The sequence below is a fragment of the Prauserella marina genome, assembly GCF_002240355.1.
In the GTDB taxonomy this organism is placed as follows: domain Bacteria; phylum Actinomycetota; class Actinomycetes; order Mycobacteriales; family Pseudonocardiaceae; genus Prauserella_A; species Prauserella_A marina.
Genome location: NZ_CP016353.1, coordinates 482,308 through 500,614, shown reverse-complemented (window position 1 = coordinate 500,614; position 18,307 = coordinate 482,308). Strand labels below are relative to the sequence as shown.

The following is an 18,307-nucleotide window of genomic DNA, read 5'->3' as shown; positions in this document are numbered from 1 at the left end:
GGCCGATCAACGTAGCGAGCTTTCTCCATGCCCGACACGGCTGAAAGGAGGCTATTCGCCGGTGACGGCCTCGGCGACGGCGGAGCGCAGCCTCGCGTGCAGGTCGCGGTGCCGTGACCGGTCGACCTTGACCTCGACGACCCGCAGTCCCGGCCGGGGCCGCAGCGCGGCCCTGAACTCGGTGAGGGTTTCGGCGAGGGTGTGCGGCACGCGGTATCCGGCGCAGAGCGCGGAAAGGTCGGCGCCGTGCGGGGTGCCGAATACCCGTTCGAAACTGGCGCTGTGCTCGGGCGCGCCCTGTTCGAGCAGCGAGAAGATGCCGCCCCCGTCGTCATTGACGACGACGATGGTGAGGTCGGGCCGCAGCTCGGCCGGCCCGGTGAGCAGGCCGTTGATGTCGTGCAGGAAGGTCAGGTCGCCGAGCAGCGCGTAGGAGGGCCCCCTGTGCACGGTGGCGGCGCCGATCGCGGTGGAGACGGTGCCGTCGATGCCCGCGACTCCCCTGTTGCGGTGGACGAGCACGTCCGGCCGCAGCCCTCCGGCGAGCGCGACGTCGCGGGCCGGGTTCGAGGAACCGACGACGAGCAGCGAATCATCCGGTAGTTCGCGCACCAGTTCGCCGGCTACCCGCAGCCCGCTTGGCCACGGTTCCTCCGCCAAGGTGGCCCTGACGGCCTCCGTCGCGGCGGCATCGGCTCTGCGCCAGCTCGCGAGCCATTCCGGGTCGGCAGGCTTCGCCGGTTCGTCGAACCACTGGCCGACCTGCCGCACGTTGTGCGCCGGTGCGGGCCAGTCCGAGTCGGGCCGCACGAGCAACACCTCGACGGCTGGATCCGACAGCAGCCGCTGCACCTGCCTGAACACGGTCGGCCTTCCGATGCACAGGACCTGTTCGGGGGTGTGTTCCGCGAGGAATTCCTCGACGGCCAGCAGCCAGGCTCCTCCGGCGATCGCGGTCGATCCGCCAAGACCGAGTCCTCCCGTTTCCGAGACGACGGGCCAGTTGTGCTGTTCGGCCCATTCGCTGGCCGCCCGCACGCCGGCGTCGCAGGCGATGACGAGTCCGTGGCGAGCCGAGGGCACGACGAACGAAGGGAGCGCGCCGAAGTCGGGCAGCTCGGTCCACCTCGCGCCACGGGGCCTTCCGTCGAGGGATTCGAACCAGCGTTCCTCCCCGTCGGGCACCAGGGGTTCGCGAAAGGGAATGTTCAGGTGGACGGGGCCACACCGCCACTCGCCGTACGCGGCGTTCCACGCCCTGCAAATCTGGCTGCGCCAGTACGCGTTCTGGCCGGCCCTGCGCTCGGCGACCGCGAGCTCGTCGAAGTAGCGAACGGCATTGCCGTAGAGGTTCTGCTGGTCGATGACCTGGTTGGCACCGGCTGCCCTCAGTTCGGGCGGCCGGTCGGCGGTCAGCACGATCAACGGCACTCCGGCACGGTCGGCTTCGAGCACGGCCGGGTGAAAGTTGGCCGCGGCGGTACCCGAGGTGCACACGACGGCGACGGGCCTTCCGGTGCGCGCGGCGATACCGAGCGCGAGGAAGGCGGCGCCCCGTTCGTCGACGCGGACGTGCAGGCTCAGCTTGCCTGCCGCGGCGGCGTCGTAGAGCGCGAGCGAGAGCGGGGCGTTACGTGAGCCTGGGCTGAGCACGACGTGGGAGACGGTGTTGCGCACGAGTTCGTCGACGATGACCCGTGCCTGCGCGGTGGAGGGATTCACCTGGAAGTCCTCTGAGCGCTCACGTGCGTTCCTTTCCGTCGGCAGTTCCCGTACGCCTTCATCGACTCACCACCGCGGGCCATGTCACCGGCGGCCTTCATTGCCACCCGCGCACCGCATATTCTCCCAAGCGTGCATGACGCCCAGGTATCGGAACTGTTCGACCCCGCCGAGTGGACCGAGGTCGAAGGATTCGACTTCACCGACATCACCTACCACCGTTCCACGCGAACCCGGTCGGGAAAACGCGTCGTGCGGGTGGCTTTCGATCGGCCCGAGGTGCGCAACGCCTTCCGCCCGCACACGGTCGACGAGCTGTACCGCGCCTTGGACCACGCCAGGATGAGCCCTGATGTCGGCTGCGTCCTGCTCACCGGAAACGGCCCCTCGCCGAAAGACGGCGGATGGGCGTTTTGTTCCGGTGGTGACCAGCGTATTCGTGGCCGGACCGGGTATCAGTACGCGAGCGGCGAGACGTCCGACACTGTCGATCCGGCGAGGGCGGGCAGGCTGCACATCCTGGAGGTACAGCGGTTGATCCGCTTCATGCCCAAGGTCGTGATCGCGGTCGTGCCTGGCTGGGCGGCCGGTGGAGGGCATTCGCTGCACGTGGTGTGTGATCTCACGCTGGCTTCGGCGGAGCACGCGATGTTCAAGCAGACCGACGCCGACGTGGGTTCGTTCGACGGCGGGTTCGGTTCGGCGTATCTGGCAAGGCAGGTCGGCCAGAAGTTCGCGAGGGAGATCTTCTTCCTCGGCAAGTCCTACACCGCCGAGCAGGCACAGGCGATGGGTGCGGTCAACGCCGCCGTCGCGCACGAGTCGCTTGAGGCGGAGGCACTGGAGTGGGCTTTCGGCGTGCTCGGCAAGTCGCCGACGGCACAGCGCATGCTGAAGTACGCGTTCAACCTGATCGACGACGGGCTCGTCGGTCAGCAGGTCTTCGCGGGCGAGACGACCCGGCTGGCCTACTTGCAGGACGAGGCCGTCGAGGGCAGGGACGCGTTCCTTGAGAAGCGCGATCCCGACTGGTCGGCCCATCCCTACTACTACTGATGCGGGTCGTCTGGACCGACGGCTCACCTGAGCGCGTCGCCGAGCTGCGAGACGCCGTGCTGACCGCGCTCGACGGCGGACCCGCGGTGTTGCCGCTCGACCAGCGCAACCCGGCCGCGGGTGACGTGCTCGCCGCGATGGCTGCCGAGCAGCCGGTCGAGCCGGGTACCGCGGTGATCATGCCGACGTCGGGTTCGACGGGCGGCCCGAAAGGGGTGCTGCTGTCGGCGTCGGCGTTGCTTGCCTCGGCGATGGCCACACACGACCGGCTCGGCGGCGAGGGCAGGTGGCTGCTCGCCACTCCTGCCAACTACATCGGCGGGCTACAGGTGCTGGTGCGCGCGCACCAGGCGGGGACGGCACCGACCGTGCTGGACATGTCGGCGGGATTCGATCCCGGCGCGTTCGCCGTTGCCGCGCGCTCGCTGCTCGCGGAGACGGGCCCGCACTACACGGCTCTGGTTCCGACCCAGTTGGGCAGACTGCTCGACGCCGGAAACAGCGAGCTGGCGGGGTTCTCCGCCGTCGTACTCGGTGGTGCCGCGCTCGACGACCGGCTCAGGTCCCGCGCGGAGCAAGCGGGCGTACGGGTGGTGCCCGCCTACGGCATGAGTGAGACCGCGAGTGGCTGCGTTTACGACGGCCGTCCGCTCGACGGCGTGCGGGTCAGGCTCGGCGAGGGCGATCGCATCGAGATCGCGGGGCCGGTGCTGACGCACGGCTACCGGCTGCGGCCCGATCTCACGGCTGCCGCGTTCTCCTCGGGCTGGTTCCTTACGAGTGACCTCGGCGCGCTCGACGCCGATGGCAGGCTCAGCGTGCTCGGCAGGGTCGACGACGTGATCAACACCGGTGGGGTCAAGGTCCCGGCGGGCGCGGTCGAGCGGGTGCTCTCCCGTCAGCCCGGGGTTCGCTCCGTCTGCGTCGTCGGCCTCCCCGATGCGGAGTGGGGGCAGCTCGTCGCCGCGGCCGTCGTACCGGATGGCGAGGCGCCGCCGGTCGCCGACCTGCTCGCCGCGGTGCGAGCCGAACTGGGAGCGGCACACGTGCCGAAGCGGGTGCGGTTCGTCGCGAGGCTTCCGCTCATCGGTCCGGGCAAGATCGACCGGTCCGGGGTGAGGACCACCCTGCTGGGGTAGCTCGGCCGACTGGCGTCCCGCGACACTGCGCGCGGGCTCGTTGACTTATCGCCAAAGCCGCGTTGGCTGACCGCATGAAACAGCGAAGACGCAGGTCACTGGCATTGAGCGCGGTCGCGGCACTGGCAATGACCCTGCTTTCGGAACCGGTTCGCGCGTCGGAAACGGTGTCCTGGACGTTGCCTGCCCCCGACGGCCGCGACCTCACGTTCGGCACGACGAGCGCTCAGCGGGTCGCCGTGCACGAGTTCGCTGCCGAAGAACTCGGCGCCGAGGTCAACATGGTCACCGCGAAAGAGGCGAGCGGTGGTTCGGTCGACGTTCGAGGGCAACGGGCCGACGGCACCTGGTCCGAATGGATTCCGGTGCCTGTCGACGCACCGGCCGTGCTCCCCGAATCGACGCGGACGGTGCAAACCCGGCTCGTCGTGTCCGCACCGGACGAACTCGCCGCCGTGGACATGACGGCGTGGGAGGAGCCGAGGCCGGAGGCGAGGCTCAGTGCTCCGACGACATACCGGGTCTTCGCGACGAGGGAGGGCCTTGTCGGCGGGACGACGGCCAACGGGCACGTGATCACCGAGCGGGACCATTTCGTCGCGCTGCCATCGCGCAAGGGCCTCGCGGGGAAGGGCAGCGGCAACTACACGGTCAAGGTGTGCACGTCGGACGGCGCCCGCTGCGAATGGGCTCCCGTATGGGACGTCGGCCCGTGGAACACCAAGGACGACTACTGGAACTCCGACAGGGAGCAGTGGAGGAGCCTCCCGCAGGGCAAGCCGCAAGCACAGGCCGCCTACCAGGACGGGTTCAACGACGGCAAGGACCAGTTCGGCAGGAAGGTGCTCAACCCCGCCGGAATCGACCTCGCCGACGGGACGTTCTGGGACGGTCTGCAACTGCCGACGAACGCGTGGGTCGACGTCACCTACCAGTGGACCTCCGGCGGCCCGTGGGGCACCGTCGAGACGAGCGGCTTCGCGGTCAACGTCCGCTCCGGCCCCGCGCTTTCCGGTGGCAAGACGGGCTACGCGGCGAGGTACGCGCAGGTGCGGATCGAGTGCGCGGTGACAGGTCAGCGGGTGTCGGGCAGCCAGGGAACCACCGACCGCTGGTACCGCCTCGCGCCCGGTATGTACGTGAGTGCCGCTTTCGTCAAACCCGGGGTCAGCCCAGGATCCTGCTGATGATCGGGTAGCGAAAGAATGACGGCATGGCCACCGTTGCGGAATGGATCGAGGGGGCACGTCCGAGGACGCTGCCCAACGCCGTCGCCCCCGTGCTCGCCGGTATGGGGGCGACGGCTCAACTCGGCGAGTTCTCGTGGTGGCAGTCGCTGCTCGCGTTGCTCGTCGCGCTTTCCCTGATCATCGGGGTCAACTTCGCCAACGACTACTCCGACGGGATCCGCGGTACCGACGAACAGCGCGTCGGCCCGCTGCGGCTCGTCGGCTCCGGTGTGGCACGGCCAAAAACGGTGCTCGCGGCCGCGCTCGCCTCGCTCGGCGTCGCGGGTGTCCTCGGGCTCGTGCTCGTCGCGGCGACCGGAACCTGGTGGCTGCTGCTGCTTGGCGCGGCCTGCATCGCGGGCGCCTGGTTCTACACGGGAGGACGCCGTCCCTACGGCTACGCGGGACTCGGCGAGGTCGCCGTCTTCGTCTTCTTCGGACTGGCAGCCGTACTTGGCACGGTGTACGTGCAGGCGGGAAAGATCAGCCTTGAGGCGCTCGGCTGCGCGGTGGCCGTCGGTTCGCTGAGCACCGGCGTGCTCGTGGCGAACAACCTCAGGGACATCCCCACCGACAGGGAAACCGGAAAACGAACCCTGGCCGTGAAACTCGGCGACGCCGGTACAAGGCGCCTTTACCTTTTTCTCGTCGCGGTGCCGTTCGCCGTCACCGTCGCCATCGGTGTCGCGCATCCGCTCGCGTTCATCGGGCTGCTCACCGCCCCGCTGTTGCTCGTGCCCGTCAGGACGATCGCGGGCGGCGGATCGGGAAGGGCGCTCATCCCCGTTCTCGGCGGAACCGGGATGGCGATGCTCGCCTGGGCCGTACTGACCGGGGGCGCGCTAGCGTTCGGCTGAGAACTCGCCGGTACCGATGAACCGTTCGAACGCCTCGGTGTGCGGCGCGAGATCGAATCCGTTGGCGCCGATCCACTCGTCGCTGTAGTAGGTGTTGGCGTAGCGCTCGCCGCCGTCGCACAGCAACGTCACCACGCTGCCCCGCTCACCGGCTCGCAGCATGCGCGAGATGAGCGTGAAGGCGCCGCAGAGGTTCGTGCCGGTCGAGCCGCCGGCCCAGTGTCCCGTCCGTTCCCGCAGGAACCGGATCGCGGCGTAGGAGCCCGCGTCGGGCACCTTGATCATCTCGTCGATGATCTCGGGCACGAACGACGGTTCGACCCTCGGCCTTCCGATGCCCTCGATTCTCGAAGGCAGGCCGGTCGTGTGGTTCCGGTCGCCGTCGCGCCACGCGCCGTAGAACGCGGAGTTCTCCGGGTCGGCGACGGCGATCCTCGTCGGATGCCGCTTGTAGCGCACGTAGCGGCCGAACGTGGCACTCGTGCCTCCCGTTCCCGCTCCGACGACGATCCACGAAGGCACCGGGTGGCGTTCGGCGCGAAGCTGAGTGAAGACCGATTCGGCGATGTTGTTGTTGCCCCGCCAGTCGGTGGCGCGCTCGGCGAAAGTGAACTGGTCGAGGTAGTGCCCTCCGCACTCGTTCGCGAGCCGCTCAGCCTCCGAGTACATGTCGCCCGGAACGTCGACGAAATGGCATTCGCCGCCGTAGAACTCGATGAGGTCGATCTTCTCCTGGCTGGTCTTGCGGGGCATCACGGTGATGAACCTGAGCCCGAGCATCCTGGCGAAGTACGCCTCGGAGACCGCCGTCGAACCGCTCGATGCCTCGATGAGCACCGTCTCGCTGCCGATCTGACCGTTGACAAGGCCGTACAGCAGCAACGACCGCGCGAGCCGGTGCTTGAGCGAGCCGGTGGGGTGCACCGACTCGTCCTTGAGGTAAAGATCGATACCCCACTCCGGCGGCAGCGGGAAGACGAGCAGATGGGTGTCGGCGCTGCGGTTGGCGTCGGCCTCGATGATCCGGACGGCCTCCCTGACCCACACCGGGTCGGCGACCGTCATTCCTTGCTCACTTCGTGATCGGCTTCGTCGGCTTCGTCGGCCCCTTCGGCTTCGTCGCCGCGAAGCTGGGCACGCAGGCTCGCCCGCTCACGGGCCCTCTTCTCGTTGCGGGCCGCGAGTCCTGCCGTGACCTTCGCGTTGAGTCCCCGCAAGAACAGCAGGCCGAGCGGGAGCCCGCCGACCAGCCCGACGGCCAGCGCGACGAGCAGCGGCACGCCGAGGGCAACGAGGATGGCCGCGATGACCGCGACCAGTGCGAACCGCGCCACCACATAGAGGGTCAGGTCGCGGCCGAGATGTCCGGTTGGTCGTTCGCTCACGCTCTACGAGGCTACGCCGCCGCGCGCGTCACCAGCAGGGCGGCCGAGGCTCGTGTTGTTCGGCCTGCCTTCGAACCGGGTGGAGAGCACGACCGTGGTGTGCGTGCGGGCGACCCCGTCGATGCGGCGCAGCCTGCCGAGCGCGAGTTCGAGATCGTCGACGGTCCCGACCCTGACCTTCACGACGAACGCCTCGTCACCCGCGACGGCGTAGCAGCTCTCGACCTCGTCGAGTTCGCCGAGCGCGACGGCGACGTCGTCGTCGGAAGCGGTGTCGGTGGGCTGGATGCCGACGAGCGCGGTGACGCCGAGTCCGACGGCTCTCGCGTCGACGACGGCGTGGTAGCCGGTGATCACGCCCGCGGCCTCCAGCTTTCCGACTCGCTCGTGCACGGAGGACGCCGAAAGACCGACGGTTCTGCCGAGCTCGGCGTACGAGGCCCTGCCGTTGGTGCGGAGTTCGGCGATGATCTTGCGGTCTACGTGATCCACGGGCCTAGGTTAGCTGCCACCTGCGGATGTCCGAACCGCTCTTTTTGTCCCTTACTACCTCTTTACTCTCTGACAACCGTTCGAGTACCTGGCGGGTGAAGTGCAACGATTGTGGAGTTAGAGGACCGGGCACGACGGCCCAAGAGCCAACCGCGCTCCCGGTATAGCACTGGATGTGTGAAGGAGGCGGAAAGTGACCGCGACCACGGGAGGACGGCTACTGACACCAGGTGAGGTGGCCGCGTTGTTTCGCGTTGATCCCAAGACGGTCACCCGCTGGGCGACCGCGGGCAGGATCGGCTCGATTCGGACCCCTGGCGGGCACCGCCGGTTCCGCGAGTCCGAGGTCAACGACCTGTTGGCCGAACTGACGACCAGCGCGGGCGAGCCGAGAACGATCTGAGATCGCGACGGAGCCGACAAGGTAGACCCCTACCCCGAACGGCTGTGGCACCGCGGCTCCGCCGACCGTTTCACCTGAATACAAGACCTTTCCGTAGGTCTTCGCGCCATCACGAGGCAAGTTCGGAAGGGGTGTTCTTCGGCATCCTCGCGGATGTCGGGGGACACCCCTTACCCGCAAACCCGGCAAAAGGGTTAACCTCGGGGCAGTACTCTTGTCACTCGCGCAGCAGCGGAAAGGAGCGAGCATGCTCTACTTGCTCGCAGCCATCGGCGCGCTCACCATCGCCGTCTTGTTGTGGCGAGTGTTCGGCGCCGAGCGAGTCGGTGTGCCGACACGCCAGAGCACGGTGGCTCCCGACGATGACCCCGACTTCCTTCGCAAACTCGGCGAGCAGCAGAAGCGACCCGACGAAGAAGACAAGAACTAGGTCGAGCGGGCTTGGAGCCCGCGCTCAGCGCATCATCCGCTCGGCAGTGAACCCGTCGGCGACGGTCGCGGCGAGTTCGAGCAGCGAAAGTCTTGTCTCGTCCTGCAACCGTTCCAGCTCGATCTCGGCGCCCTCTTCGAGGTGAGGGTCGAACGGCGTGCGCACGACTCCCCTCGTCCTGGCCGCGAAGTGGGCGGCCAGCTTGTCGAGATCGACCGAACCCGCCCTCGGCCGCACCGAGTTGATCACCGTCACCGAGCGGGCGACCAGATCGCCGTAGCCGTGAGCGTCGAGCCAGTCCAACGTCGCCGACGCGCTCCTCGCCCCGTCGACGGAGCCGGACGACACGATCACCAGCGCGTCGGCCACGTCGAGTACCCCCTTCATCGCGGAGTGCATCAAACCGGTTCCACAGTCGGTCAGCACGATGTTGTAGAAGTGCTCAAGCAGGTTGACCGCGCGCAGGTAGTCGTGCTCCGAGAACGCCTCCGACACGGCGGGATCCTGCTCGCTGGCAAGGATTTCCAGCCTGCTCGAACCCTGTGACGTGTAGGCCCGCACATCGCTGTATCTCGTGATGCGCTCGGCGTCGCGCAGCAGATGCCGCACCGTCGCCGTCGTCTCGATGGGGATCTTCTGCGAGAGCGTGCCCCTGTCGGGGTTCGCGTCGACCGCGACAACCCGGTCACCACGCAGAGAAGCGAACGTCGAACCGAGCGTGGTGGTCGTCGTGGTCTTGCCGACGCCACCTTTCAGGCTCAGCATCGCGATCTTGTAGCAACCGCGCAGTGGCTGATTGACCCGCGAGATCAACTCCCGCCTTCGCCGGTCCGCCGGGCTCTCCCCCGGGTTGATCAGCTTTCCCGTTCCGAGGTAAACCGCCTTGCGCCAGCCCGATTGCGGGCTGCGCTTCATGCGCTTGACCAAGTGCCCGCTGGAAAGACCCGCACCGTTGCTGAGCGGATGCCGTCCCCTGCCGGGCTGCGGCAACGGAGGTTGCTGTGCCTGCGCGTACTGCGGGTTCAACGGCGGCAGGTTCGGATCGGCCGCGTGCCGCTGCGGAAAGTACTGCTGTTGATGAGGTTGGGGCTGCTGAATGCCCGGCACGGCGGGGTGCGGCGTCGAATCCGTGGATGCTTCGGAAAAGAGCCGCGGATCGTGCCCTTCGGGCTGGCTGGGTCCGGTCACCGCGTCTGTCCTCCGATATGGGTCGCGAGGTATCTCCCCTCTGCCGTCAGGTGCGACGGTAGCCGGAGATGCGGGCCCGCGTCAGCCCACTCCGGCATACGAGTGAAGACCGGTCGTCACGAGGTTCACGAAGAACAGGTTGAAGACCGTGGCGACGAAGCCGACGACGTTGATGACCGCCGCCCTCGTACCGCGCCAGCCCGCCGTCGCACGCGAGTGCAGATAGGCCGCGTAGATGACCCATGCGATGAACGCGACGGTTTCCTTGGGATCCCAGCCCCAGAACCGGCCCCACGCGGCCTCGGCCCACACGGCGCCGCACAGCACGCCGAAGGTGAAGACGGGGAAGGCGAAAACCGTCGTGCGGTAGGCGATCCGGTCGAGTACGTCGAGACCGGGCAGCCGTGGACCGAACTTCGCGAACTTGGCGGGGTTCTTTTCGTTGCGGGCCTTGATCAGCCACAGGATGCTCGCGACACCAGGCACGAGGAAGACACCGGAGGATGCGGCTGCGGCGGCGACGTGGATGACGAGCCAGTACGACTGGAGCGCGGGCTGAACGGGTGCGGCCACCGCGTACAGCATGGTGCCGCCGACGAACATCAGGATCACGATCGGCAGCAACACGAACGCCGAGAGGTGCCTCACCGGCGACTTGCGCATGACCACCAGCCACGTCACGACCGTGACGAAGCAGATGACCATGATGTACTCGTACATGTTGCCCCACGGGACCCGTGAGGTCGCGAAACCGCGCAGCAGGATGGACGCGAGGTGAAGCGCGACCGCGAGCAGGGTCAGTGCGACGCCGGTGCGCCCCATCCGCTCCGCTTTGGTCCTGCGGACCGGCCGAGCCGGACCGGTCAGAGGGGCGTCTCCCCCGGTCACCGTGGCTGCCGTCGCGGGCCCTCCTGCGCCGACGAGTTCCTTGCTCGACTGCCTCGTCTTCGCCGCGGCCTGCCGACCTTGGCGGCCGAACGACTGCTCGACAAGGAAGAAGATCATCGCCAGCACGTATACCGCTACCGCTGTGGTGTAGGACCAGTCGCTGTACTGCGACAACGTCTCGTTCACCGGCATCAGTGTGCCTTTCTGTCACGACGAAGCAGGTCCTCGGCGATCCGGGTGAACTCCTCGCCGTATCCCGCTTGATCCGTGCGGGCGAGTCCGCCCACTTCTACTACAGTACGTCGTTCATCCTCGCCACCCGTGGCAGGGGTCACCCTGACCCACAACCGCCTTCGCTTGATGAACAACGAGGCGCCGAGCCCGGCGAACATCGCGATCGCGAACCCGAGCACCCAGCCCTGTGTCGGGTCGTGCGACACCTGAAGCGAAACCCATTGCCGCACCCCGTCGAACCTGATCTTGGTGCCGTCGTCGATGGTGATCTGCTCGCCGAGCGCGATGTTCTCCCTCGCGACCTTCTCCAGCCTTCCACTGTCCACCATGGACTGGTCGATCTCGAAGATCGACTGTCCTCGCCCCGAGTCCATGCCGAGATCGCCGCGCATGATGTCGACGGCGACCATCGGATCGTTGAGCGAGGGGAACGACGAGGTCAGGATGTTGCCCTGCATGGCGGCCGTCGGCGCGAAGAGTCCGGTGATCGCGAGCTGGTTCTCCCGCTGCGCCTCGGGATCTTCGGTGTTCGGCGGCTCGAACTTGGTCGCGCCTTCCGAGAGCATCGTGATCTCGTCGACCGGCTTCCACTGCATCGTGCCGGAGCGCTGCTCGCCGTCGGGGTAGGTCACCGTGAAGGTCGGCGCGTAGCCGTGGCCGAGCAGGTAAAGCCGGTCGCCCTGCGTGCGCAACGGCTCGTTGACCTCAAGGTGGTAGGGGTGCCAGACGTCACCGGCGAGATCGTCGGCCGCCTGATACTCGATGTCGGCCTCGTAGGCAAGCGGCTGGCCGCCGTCGGTGTAGGTCGCGGTGAAGTCGTTGACCTGCACGCAGAACGGGGAGAGTTCGGTGCCGTCGACCCGCAGTCCTGGGTTGAACGAGTCGTAGGCATAGATCCCGGAGTTACAGAACTGCTCGTCGTCGAGGACGATGACCTGGCCCTCGTAGAAATACATCTTGCCGAGCGCGAAAGCGACGATGAGGCCGAGCATGCCGAAGTGGAACACCAGGTTGCCGGTCTCGCGCAGATATCCGCGCTCCGCGCTGAGGCTCCGTGCGCCGTCCTTCTCCTCGCGCTCGACGACGCGCCAGCCACGCAGCCTGCGCCTCGCCGAGGCGAGCACGTCGTCCGAATCGCTGTCCACCTCGGCGCTCGCGTGGTGCGGCAGCCGGGCGAGGTTGCGGGGCGTCAGCACGGGCTTCGTGCGCATGGACCTGATGTAGTCCCTCGTGCGCGGCATGAGACAGCCCACGAGCGACACCATCAGCAGCAGGTAGATCGCGGAAAACCAGACGCTGCCGTACACGTCGAAGAACTGGAGCCGGTCGAGCAACTGCCCCCACCAGCCCCGAGCCTCGATGTACTCGAGGGTCTTCGGCTCGTTCAGCGAGCGCTGCGGCAGCAGCGCGCCGGGCAGCGCGGCGAGAGCCAGCAGGAACAGCAGGACGAGGGCGGTCCTCATCGAGGTCAGCCCGCGCCAGGTGTTGCGGAGGAACGCGAGCACCTTCCGCGCGGGCGTCTGCCGGTATCCGCCGCCCTCACGGGTCGGGGTCGTAGTGCTCACAGCGGCAACCTCGCGTCGGTGATGAAGGCGTCGCGCATCCAGCCGACCAGCTCGGCCCACAGGCCGGTGACGAGCAGGATGCCGACGACGAGCAGCAGCGCTCCGCCGAAGATCTGGACCCTGCGGCCGTTGCGGCGCAGCCAGTCGGTGGCCTTCACCGCCCAGCCCGCGCCTGCCGCGATCAGCAGGAACGGAAGCCCGAGACCGACGCAGTAGACGAGCACGAGCACAAAACCGCGAGCCCCTGTTCCCCCGCTCGCGGTCGCGATGGCCAGCACGCCGGAGAGCGTGGGGCCGATGCACGGCGTCCAGCCGAGACCGAACACGGCGCCGAGCAACGGCGCTCCCCACAGTCCGGCGCGGGGGACGTGGTGCGAACGCAGATCCTTCTGCATCCCCGGAATGAGCCCGAGGAACACCAGCGCCATGGCGATCGTCACCACACCGCCGATGCGTTGCAAGACTTCCTGATTGATCAACAGGGCATCGGCGAGCCACACCAGACTTCCGACGCCCGCGGTGAAGATCACCGTGAACCCGAGCACGAACAACCCGGCCGCGCCGACGACGGCGAACCTGCCCTTCTTGCGCTCCTCACCTGCCGAAACGGCGGGCGCGTCTGATCCGACCAGCGCCGCGAGGTAGGCGAGATAGCCGGGGACGAGCGGGACAACGCACGGGGACGCGAACGAGATGGTGCCCGCGAGTAAGGCCACCGCGGCGGCGAGCAGCAACGGGCCAGACATCGCCAGCTCAGTCGCATTCACGGCTTTCAGAGTAAGGAATGGGTTCTCTGTTAAACCGATGGGCCGGGTTTGTTCACCAGCCACGGCTAACTTGCCGATCATGCAAGCTGTTTCCCTCTCCCGTAGATCCGCCCTGCTCGGCGCGCTCGGTGGTGCCGGTGCGCTCGCCTTCGGCAGCGCGACGGCAGCGGCACACCCGCTCCGGAAGCCGCACATCGCCGTCGCGACGAACGAGCCGTGGGGCACATATCACGTCGAACCACTGCTCGCGGAGATCGCCAGCAGGCGTTGGAGGCTGACCCAGCTCGTTCCCGATCTCGACGGCGTCGACCCCGAGACCGGCGTCGACGTCAGCACACCCGGCCGGTTTCGCCACCCCGATCTGCTCGTGCTCACCGGCGCGGGCGAATGGCCGGTTTCCTGCGCGCTGCGGTTTCCGTTGTCGCCGCTCGCCGCGTCCTCGCTTGCCTACCTCGGCCCCGAAAGGGCCCCGCTGGCGCGGACGGTGCGCAGGCGCCTTCGCACCGTCACGTCGTCATCGCGAGCGGAAGCCAAGGCGTTCGGCGGTTACCTCGGTGTCGGCCGAGGCAGGGTGCGGGTCGTCGGCTCGCCACAGACCGACTCACTGCCCAGGCGGGCGCCGGAACCGGATCTTGTTCTCGTGGTGACGAGCGTGACCCGATCGGACACCGGAGGAAACGCGCCGGGCACCGAGTTGCTGCTCGCCGCCGCCGAACGACTCGCGGCGGCGGGCAAACGCATCCTCGTCGGTCTCCATCCACGAGAAGACCGCAGTCTGTGGGAACGCTACGAGATCAGCGAGGAACCCACGGTGACCGCTTCGGCGAAGGCGGAAGCGGCGATCGGCATCCCGGGAACGGTGTTCCCGCTCATCACCGCCGTCGGCACACCCGTCGTGGGCTGTGTGGACGCCGCACTGTCCGTTCCGGACTATCTGCTTTCCGTGTGCTCGTCGACGATCGGGGACCCCGGCGAAGCGGTCGCCGCCGTCGAATCCGCGGCGTTGCCTGACCAGCGAATCATCACCGACGCCGTCGGCCCCGTCGGCGGTTCGGCCGCGAGACTGCTCGACGCGTGGGAAGGAGCGCTATTTTTCCGCCGCGAGCCGTTCCACGACCGGCAGCACGTCGGAAGCGAGCAGTTCGCGTAGGAAGACCGCCGCGACGCGCTGGTCCTTGTCGACGATGATCGTCGAAGGCACGACGTTGCGCGGGTAGCCGGAGAGTTGCAGCAGGGAGCGGCCGGGCGGGTCGTAGATGGAGGGGTAGGTCAGGTTGCGGTTGCGCATGAAGTCCTGCGGAGCCGACCTGTCGTGGTCACGCACGTCGATACCGAGCACCTGAACGTGCTCGCCCATCTGCTCGTAGACCTTCTGCAGTTCCGGCGCCTCGGTGCGGCACGGTCCACACCACTGGCCCCAGACATTGATGACGACGACCTTGCCGGCGAAGTCCGAAACGGAGATTTGCTTGTTCTCGTCGAAAAGATCCTCGCCGGAGATGTCGGGGACCTTCTGCCGTTCCTCGTTCTCGTAGAAGATGTCGGTCTTGCCACCGGGGGAAACGAAAGTGAACGTCGCGCCACGCGCGACGGCGTCGTCGCCCCCCGTGCAGCCCGTCACGACGACGAGGAGGACGGCGAAGAGCGCGCTGAGCGCCGTACGGGGCCTCATGCGCCCGTCACCGATGGATCGGTGCTGCCTGCCGGTTCGCTGTAGACGATGTCGACGAGTTGCTCGTCAGCGAAGACAAGGCTGGTGAGCGAGGCCAGCGAACACTGTCTCCTGCGGGGGTCGTGCCACAGCCGCTTCCCTTCGAGGAACCTGCGTGCCGTCCAGACGGGAAGCTGGTGCGAGACACACAGTGCCTCGTGCCCCTCGGCCGCCGCTCGCGCCCTCGTGATCGCGCCGAGCATCCGGTGCGCGATCTCCAGGTAGGGCTCGCCCCACGAAGGCAGGAACGGGTCGCGCAACTTCGGCCAGTGCTTGGGTTCCCGCAAAGCACCGTCCCCGACGGCGACCCGCAGCCCCTCGAACTCGTTGCCTGCCTCGATGAGCCGTTCGTCGGTCGCGATGTCGAGCCGGTGCGCTCCCGCGATCGGCGCCGCGGTCTGCTGCGCCCGCTCAAGCGGAGAGGCGACGACGTGCACGAGATCGTGTCCAGCCAACGTTTCCGCGACGGTCAGCGCCTGCTGCCTCCCGCGTTCGGACAACGAGTAGCCGGGCATCCGGCCATAGAGGACACCGGCCGGGTTGTAGACCTCGCCGTGTCTGAGCAGGTGGACGACGGTCCGCGTCGGCATGCCGGGCACCGTCATGGCCGTTCCGCGGCAGCCGCCGCTTGCGCGGCCTTCGGGAGCGCGGCCTCGATGACCTCGAACGCCGCGTCGTCCATCGCCGCGTTGACGAACCACGCCTCGAACGCGCTCGGCGGACCGTAGACACCGTTGTCGAGCAACGCGTTGAAGAACGGCTTGAACCGCCACGTCTCGGTCGCGGCGGCCGAGGCGTAGTCGGGCACCGGATCCGGCGTGAAGAACACGCTGACGAGGTTGCCCGCGTAGGCAATGGTGTTGGGAACGCCCTCGGCGTCGAGCGCCTTGCCGAACAGAGTGCCGAGCCTGCGCGCGTTGGCGTCGAGTGCCTTGTAGACGTCGGCGTCGGCGGCCCGCAGCGTCGCGAGCCCCGCCGCGACGGCGACCGGGTTACCCGACAACGTTCCAGCCTGGTAGACGGGCCCTGTCGGGGCGAGCTTGCCCATGACGTCGGCCCTTCCGCCGAACGCGGCGGCGGGAAGCCCTCCCGACATGACCTTGCCGAAGGTGTACAGGTCACCCGCGACGCCTTCGAGGCCGAACCAGCCCGCCGAGGAGACCCGGAAGCCGGTCATCACCTCGTCCATGATCAGCAGCGCGCCGTTGGCGTGAGCCAGTTCGCGAATGCTTGCGTTGAAACCGGGAAGCGGGGCGACGGCACCCATGTTGCCCGCCGCAGCCTCCGTGATGATCGCCGCGATCGTGCCGGGGTTGTCGGCGAACGCCTTCGTGACCGCGTCGATGTCGTTGTAGGGAACGACGATCGTGTCGGCTGCCTGCGCCCCGGTGACTCCAGGCGAGGTCGGCAGGCCAAGCGTGGCGACCCCGGAACCGGCCTCGGCGAGCAGCGCGTCGACGTGACCGTGATAGCAACCGGCGAACTTGAGGATCTTGCTCCGGCCGGTGAATCCACGCGCGAGCCGGATGGCGCTCATCGTCGCCTCGGTACCCGAGTTGACGAGCCGGACCTGCTCGACGGGCTCGACCCTGCCGATGATCTCCTCGGCGAGTTCGACCTCACCCGTCGTCGGCGTTCCGAAGGAAAGACCGGCCGATGCGGCTTCCCTCGCCGCGTTCACCACGGCGGGGTTGGCGTGGCCGAGGATCATCGGACCCCACGACGACACGAGGTCGACGTAGCCGTTGCCGTCGGCATCCCACAGGCGAGGTCCCTCCCCCCGCACCATGAACCTCGGGGTGCCTCCGACGGCGGCGAACGCCCTCACCGGCGAGTTGACCCCGCCTGGGGTTGCCGCCGTGGCGCGCGCGAACCAGGACTTGGACTGCTCGACTCCTCCGGTCACGCTTGCCAGTCTCGCAAAGGCTCAATCGGTGGCCGCGTCCTGGCCACCCTGCCGTGACCTGTGCCGCCTGCGGCCCCTCGCCCTGACCCCGAGCAAGGTGTGCCTGACGGCATCGACGACAAGGATTCCGGCGACGGCGACGAGGCCGATGGCGATCCCGATCCAGTTGCCCGCGATGTGCCTCGACACCAGCTCGGTCCCGTCGTTGAGCCGGACCGTCACGAGCGTCGTCACCTCGCTCCAGCACAGGATCGCGCCCCACACCGCGACCGCGGCGACGACGAGTTCGCCGAACGCGACCACGAGCCGCCACGGCTGGTGGAGGCGAGGACGCGGATAGCCGGGCACGGCGACGGCATTACTCACGGCGCAGATTTTCGCATGACCGACTCCAATGCGTCACGGAGCTCTTCGGCGTCCCATGCCCAGGCGAGTACGACGGTGCCGTCGTCGAGCTTGAGCGGAAGTTCCTCGTACTTGCGGGGCACACTCCAGCCACCGCCGAGCACCCTGGTTCCCGCCGGCGCGCCGACCCCGGTGAGCTTCGCGATCCGCTCGACGGGCAGCTGCTCCCTGCCCTGCACCAGCTCGGTGTCGGTGACCCTGACCACCAGGAACCGCCTTCGCGCGTACACCCAGATCGAGGTGAGCCACAACAACCCGATGCCGACGGCAAGCCACATGACCGTGTGCGGCCGGTCGCCGCCGGTGAACCGCTCGGCGAGGTAACCCAGCAACGCGAAGAGCGGACCCCACAGCAACGGCCAGCCGCTCGCGCCCCGCTCCCGGTAGTGGTCGGTCATGGCCGCCTCACGACAGTGTCTTCGGCACCTTGGGGAAGTAGTCCTGAACGCTCGGCAGGTACATCAGCACCAGCGCGACCATCGCGACGAACGCGGCTCCCAGCGTGATCAGGTTGGAGAACAACAGCAGCTGGAACAGCAGCATCACGGCACCGAGCACGGTGAGGATCGTGCGAGCCGAGCGCGTTCCCTCCCTCGCCTTGTACGCGAAGAGGCCGAACAGCACCGCGAACACGACACCGCCGATGAAGAGCACCCACAGCAGTGAGGTGACGCCGGAGGCGATCTGCTCGTTGGTGATCCGCTGGTCGTTGTTGGTCTCGATGAGCGTGTCGATGACGCCCTGCTTGGCGGTGAGGACGAGGCCGAAGCCCGCGATCAGTCCAACACCGGCCACGATCCACAGGTAGAAGGACCAGGCCACCGGGGTCGGCGGATCGACCGGCTTGCGGGGCTGTCCGGAGAGGCGCGGCGCCGGCGGGAGGCCCCGCTTCCTCCGCTGGTCGTCCGTTTCGTCTGAGTCAGTCACGAT

The 18,307-nt window shown here is 67.9% G+C and carries 21 protein-coding genes; 7 read left to right on the top strand and 14 right to left on the bottom strand.

All coding sequences use genetic code 11. The features are described 5' to 3' along the window. Window positions 1-51 precede the first annotated feature (51 nt). Window positions 52-1,722: a 2-succinyl-5-enolpyruvyl-6-hydroxy-3-cyclohexene-1-carboxylic-acid synthase gene (gene menD / locus BAY61_RS02140; protein ID WP_091801845.1), complete on the bottom strand. Its 1,671-nt coding sequence runs from the start codon at window positions 1,720-1,722 to the stop codon at window positions 52-54. Window positions 1,723-1,854: 132 nt separating this feature from the next. Between menD and BAY61_RS02135 the strand changes: the two genes are divergently transcribed. From BAY61_RS02135 to BAY61_RS02120, 4 genes are all read left to right on the top strand, one after another. Continuing rightward, entirely contained in the window at window positions 1,855-2,778 is a 924-nt protein-coding gene (locus BAY61_RS02135) for a 1,4-dihydroxy-2-naphthoyl-CoA synthase (RefSeq protein WP_091802522.1), read from the top strand. Further along, window positions 2,778-3,917 carry an o-succinylbenzoate--CoA ligase gene (gene menE, locus BAY61_RS02130; protein WP_091801842.1) on the top strand — a complete coding sequence of 380 codons (1,140 nt, stop codon included), beginning with the start codon at window positions 2,778-2,780 and terminating at the stop codon, window positions 3,915-3,917. The genes BAY61_RS02135 and menE overlap by 1 nt, the downstream gene beginning before the upstream one ends. Window positions 3,918-3,991: 74 nt before the next feature. Beyond that, window positions 3,992-5,104, top strand: a complete 1,113-nt coding sequence (locus tag BAY61_RS02125; protein ID WP_211323507.1) for a hypothetical protein — start codon at window positions 3,992-3,994, stop codon at window positions 5,102-5,104. Between the two features lie 26 nt (window positions 5,105-5,130). Then, on the top strand, window positions 5,131-6,003 hold the full coding sequence (locus BAY61_RS02120) for a 1,4-dihydroxy-2-naphthoate polyprenyltransferase (protein ID WP_091801838.1): 873 nt from the start codon (window positions 5,131-5,133) through the stop codon (window positions 6,001-6,003). Here BAY61_RS02120 and cds1 read toward each other — a convergent pair. The 3 genes from cds1 to BAY61_RS02105 are packed head-to-tail and all read right to left on the bottom strand — an operon-like array spanning window position 5,989 to window position 7,880. Then, window positions 5,989-7,068, bottom strand: coding sequence for an L-cysteine desulfhydrase Cds1 (cds1, locus tag BAY61_RS02115; protein WP_091801835.1), 1,080 nt, complete (start codon window positions 7,066-7,068; stop codon window positions 5,989-5,991). The genes BAY61_RS02120 and cds1 overlap by 15 nt on opposite strands. Next, the gene (locus BAY61_RS02110; RefSeq protein WP_091801833.1) at window positions 7,065-7,388 is read right to left on the bottom strand and encodes a DUF4229 domain-containing protein; all 324 of its coding nucleotides are present in this window, start codon (window positions 7,386-7,388) and stop codon (window positions 7,065-7,067) included. The genes cds1 and BAY61_RS02110 overlap by 4 nt, the downstream gene beginning before the upstream one ends. 3 nt (window positions 7,389-7,391) lie before the next feature. Next, window positions 7,392-7,880, bottom strand: coding sequence for an Lrp/AsnC family transcriptional regulator (locus BAY61_RS02105; protein WP_091801830.1), 489 nt, complete (start codon window positions 7,878-7,880; stop codon window positions 7,392-7,394). 193 nt (window positions 7,881-8,073) lie between these two features. Between BAY61_RS02105 and BAY61_RS02100 the strand changes: the two genes are divergently transcribed. Beyond that, window positions 8,074-8,283 (top strand): BldC family transcriptional regulator, encoded by a 210-nt coding sequence (locus BAY61_RS02100; RefSeq protein ID WP_091801829.1) that lies wholly within the window; start codon window positions 8,074-8,076, stop codon window positions 8,281-8,283. 247 nt (window positions 8,284-8,530) lie between these two features. Beyond that, complete coding sequence (locus BAY61_RS02095) at window positions 8,531-8,713, top strand: hypothetical protein (RefSeq protein ID WP_091801827.1); 183 nt, start codon at window positions 8,531-8,533, stop codon at window positions 8,711-8,713. Between the two features lie 24 nt (window positions 8,714-8,737). On the opposite strand, the gene BAY61_RS02090 is transcribed toward BAY61_RS02095, so the two are convergent. The 4 genes from BAY61_RS02090 to BAY61_RS02075 all read right to left on the bottom strand — a co-directional run bounded on the left by BAY61_RS02090 (window position 8,738) and on the right by BAY61_RS02075 (window position 13,334). After that, window positions 8,738-9,901, bottom strand: coding sequence for a MinD/ParA family ATP-binding protein (locus tag BAY61_RS02090; protein WP_091801823.1), 1,164 nt, complete (start codon window positions 9,899-9,901; stop codon window positions 8,738-8,740). A gap of 81 nt (window positions 9,902-9,982) precedes the next feature. Continuing rightward, window positions 9,983-10,981: a c-type cytochrome biogenesis protein CcsB gene (gene ccsB / locus BAY61_RS02085; RefSeq protein ID WP_091801820.1), complete on the bottom strand. Its 999-nt coding sequence runs from the start codon at window positions 10,979-10,981 to the stop codon at window positions 9,983-9,985. Further along, complete coding sequence (gene resB, locus BAY61_RS02080) at window positions 10,981-12,588, bottom strand: cytochrome c biogenesis protein ResB (RefSeq protein ID WP_420848770.1); 1,608 nt, start codon at window positions 12,586-12,588, stop codon at window positions 10,981-10,983. The genes ccsB and resB overlap by 1 nt, the downstream gene beginning before the upstream one ends. Then, window positions 12,585-13,334 carry a cytochrome c biogenesis CcdA family protein gene (locus tag BAY61_RS02075; protein ID WP_091801817.1) on the bottom strand — a complete coding sequence of 250 codons (750 nt, stop codon included), beginning with the start codon at window positions 13,332-13,334 and terminating at the stop codon, window positions 12,585-12,587. The genes resB and BAY61_RS02075 overlap by 4 nt, the downstream gene beginning before the upstream one ends. A 100-nt stretch (window positions 13,335-13,434) precedes the next feature. Here BAY61_RS02075 and BAY61_RS02070 point away from each other — a divergent pair, with 100 nt between their 5' ends. Further along, window positions 13,435-14,505: a hypothetical protein gene (locus BAY61_RS02070; RefSeq protein ID WP_245865699.1), complete on the top strand. Its 1,071-nt coding sequence runs from the start codon at window positions 13,435-13,437 to the stop codon at window positions 14,503-14,505. Here BAY61_RS02070 and BAY61_RS02065 read toward each other — a convergent pair. From BAY61_RS02065 to BAY61_RS02040, 6 genes are read right to left on the bottom strand one after another with little or no spacing between them, the layout of a single operon-like run. Next, on the bottom strand, window positions 14,443-15,027 hold the full coding sequence (locus BAY61_RS02065; RefSeq protein ID WP_091801814.1) for a TlpA family protein disulfide reductase: 585 nt from the start codon (window positions 15,025-15,027) through the stop codon (window positions 14,443-14,445). The genes BAY61_RS02070 and BAY61_RS02065 overlap by 63 nt on opposite strands. Next, window positions 15,024-15,656 carry a histidine phosphatase family protein gene (locus BAY61_RS02060; protein WP_091802516.1) on the bottom strand — a complete coding sequence of 211 codons (633 nt, stop codon included), beginning with the start codon at window positions 15,654-15,656 and terminating at the stop codon, window positions 15,024-15,026. The genes BAY61_RS02065 and BAY61_RS02060 overlap by 4 nt, the downstream gene beginning before the upstream one ends. An 11-nt stretch (window positions 15,657-15,667) precedes the next feature. Next, window positions 15,668-16,972: a glutamate-1-semialdehyde 2,1-aminomutase gene (gene hemL, locus BAY61_RS02055; protein ID WP_091801811.1), complete on the bottom strand. Its 1,305-nt coding sequence runs from the start codon at window positions 16,970-16,972 to the stop codon at window positions 15,668-15,670. Between the two features lie 21 nt (window positions 16,973-16,993). Beyond that, window positions 16,994-17,338 carry a hypothetical protein gene (locus tag BAY61_RS02050; RefSeq protein ID WP_176879655.1) on the bottom strand — a complete coding sequence of 115 codons (345 nt, stop codon included), beginning with the start codon at window positions 17,336-17,338 and terminating at the stop codon, window positions 16,994-16,996. Next, on the bottom strand, window positions 17,335-17,775 hold the full coding sequence (locus BAY61_RS02045) for a DUF3093 family protein (protein ID WP_091801808.1): 441 nt from the start codon (window positions 17,773-17,775) through the stop codon (window positions 17,335-17,337). The genes BAY61_RS02050 and BAY61_RS02045 overlap by 4 nt, the downstream gene beginning before the upstream one ends. A 7-nt stretch (window positions 17,776-17,782) precedes the next feature. Further along, the gene (locus BAY61_RS02040; protein ID WP_091801805.1) at window positions 17,783-18,304 is read right to left on the bottom strand and encodes a hypothetical protein; all 522 of its coding nucleotides are present in this window, start codon (window positions 18,302-18,304) and stop codon (window positions 17,783-17,785) included. Window positions 18,305-18,307: the final 3 nt, after the last annotated feature.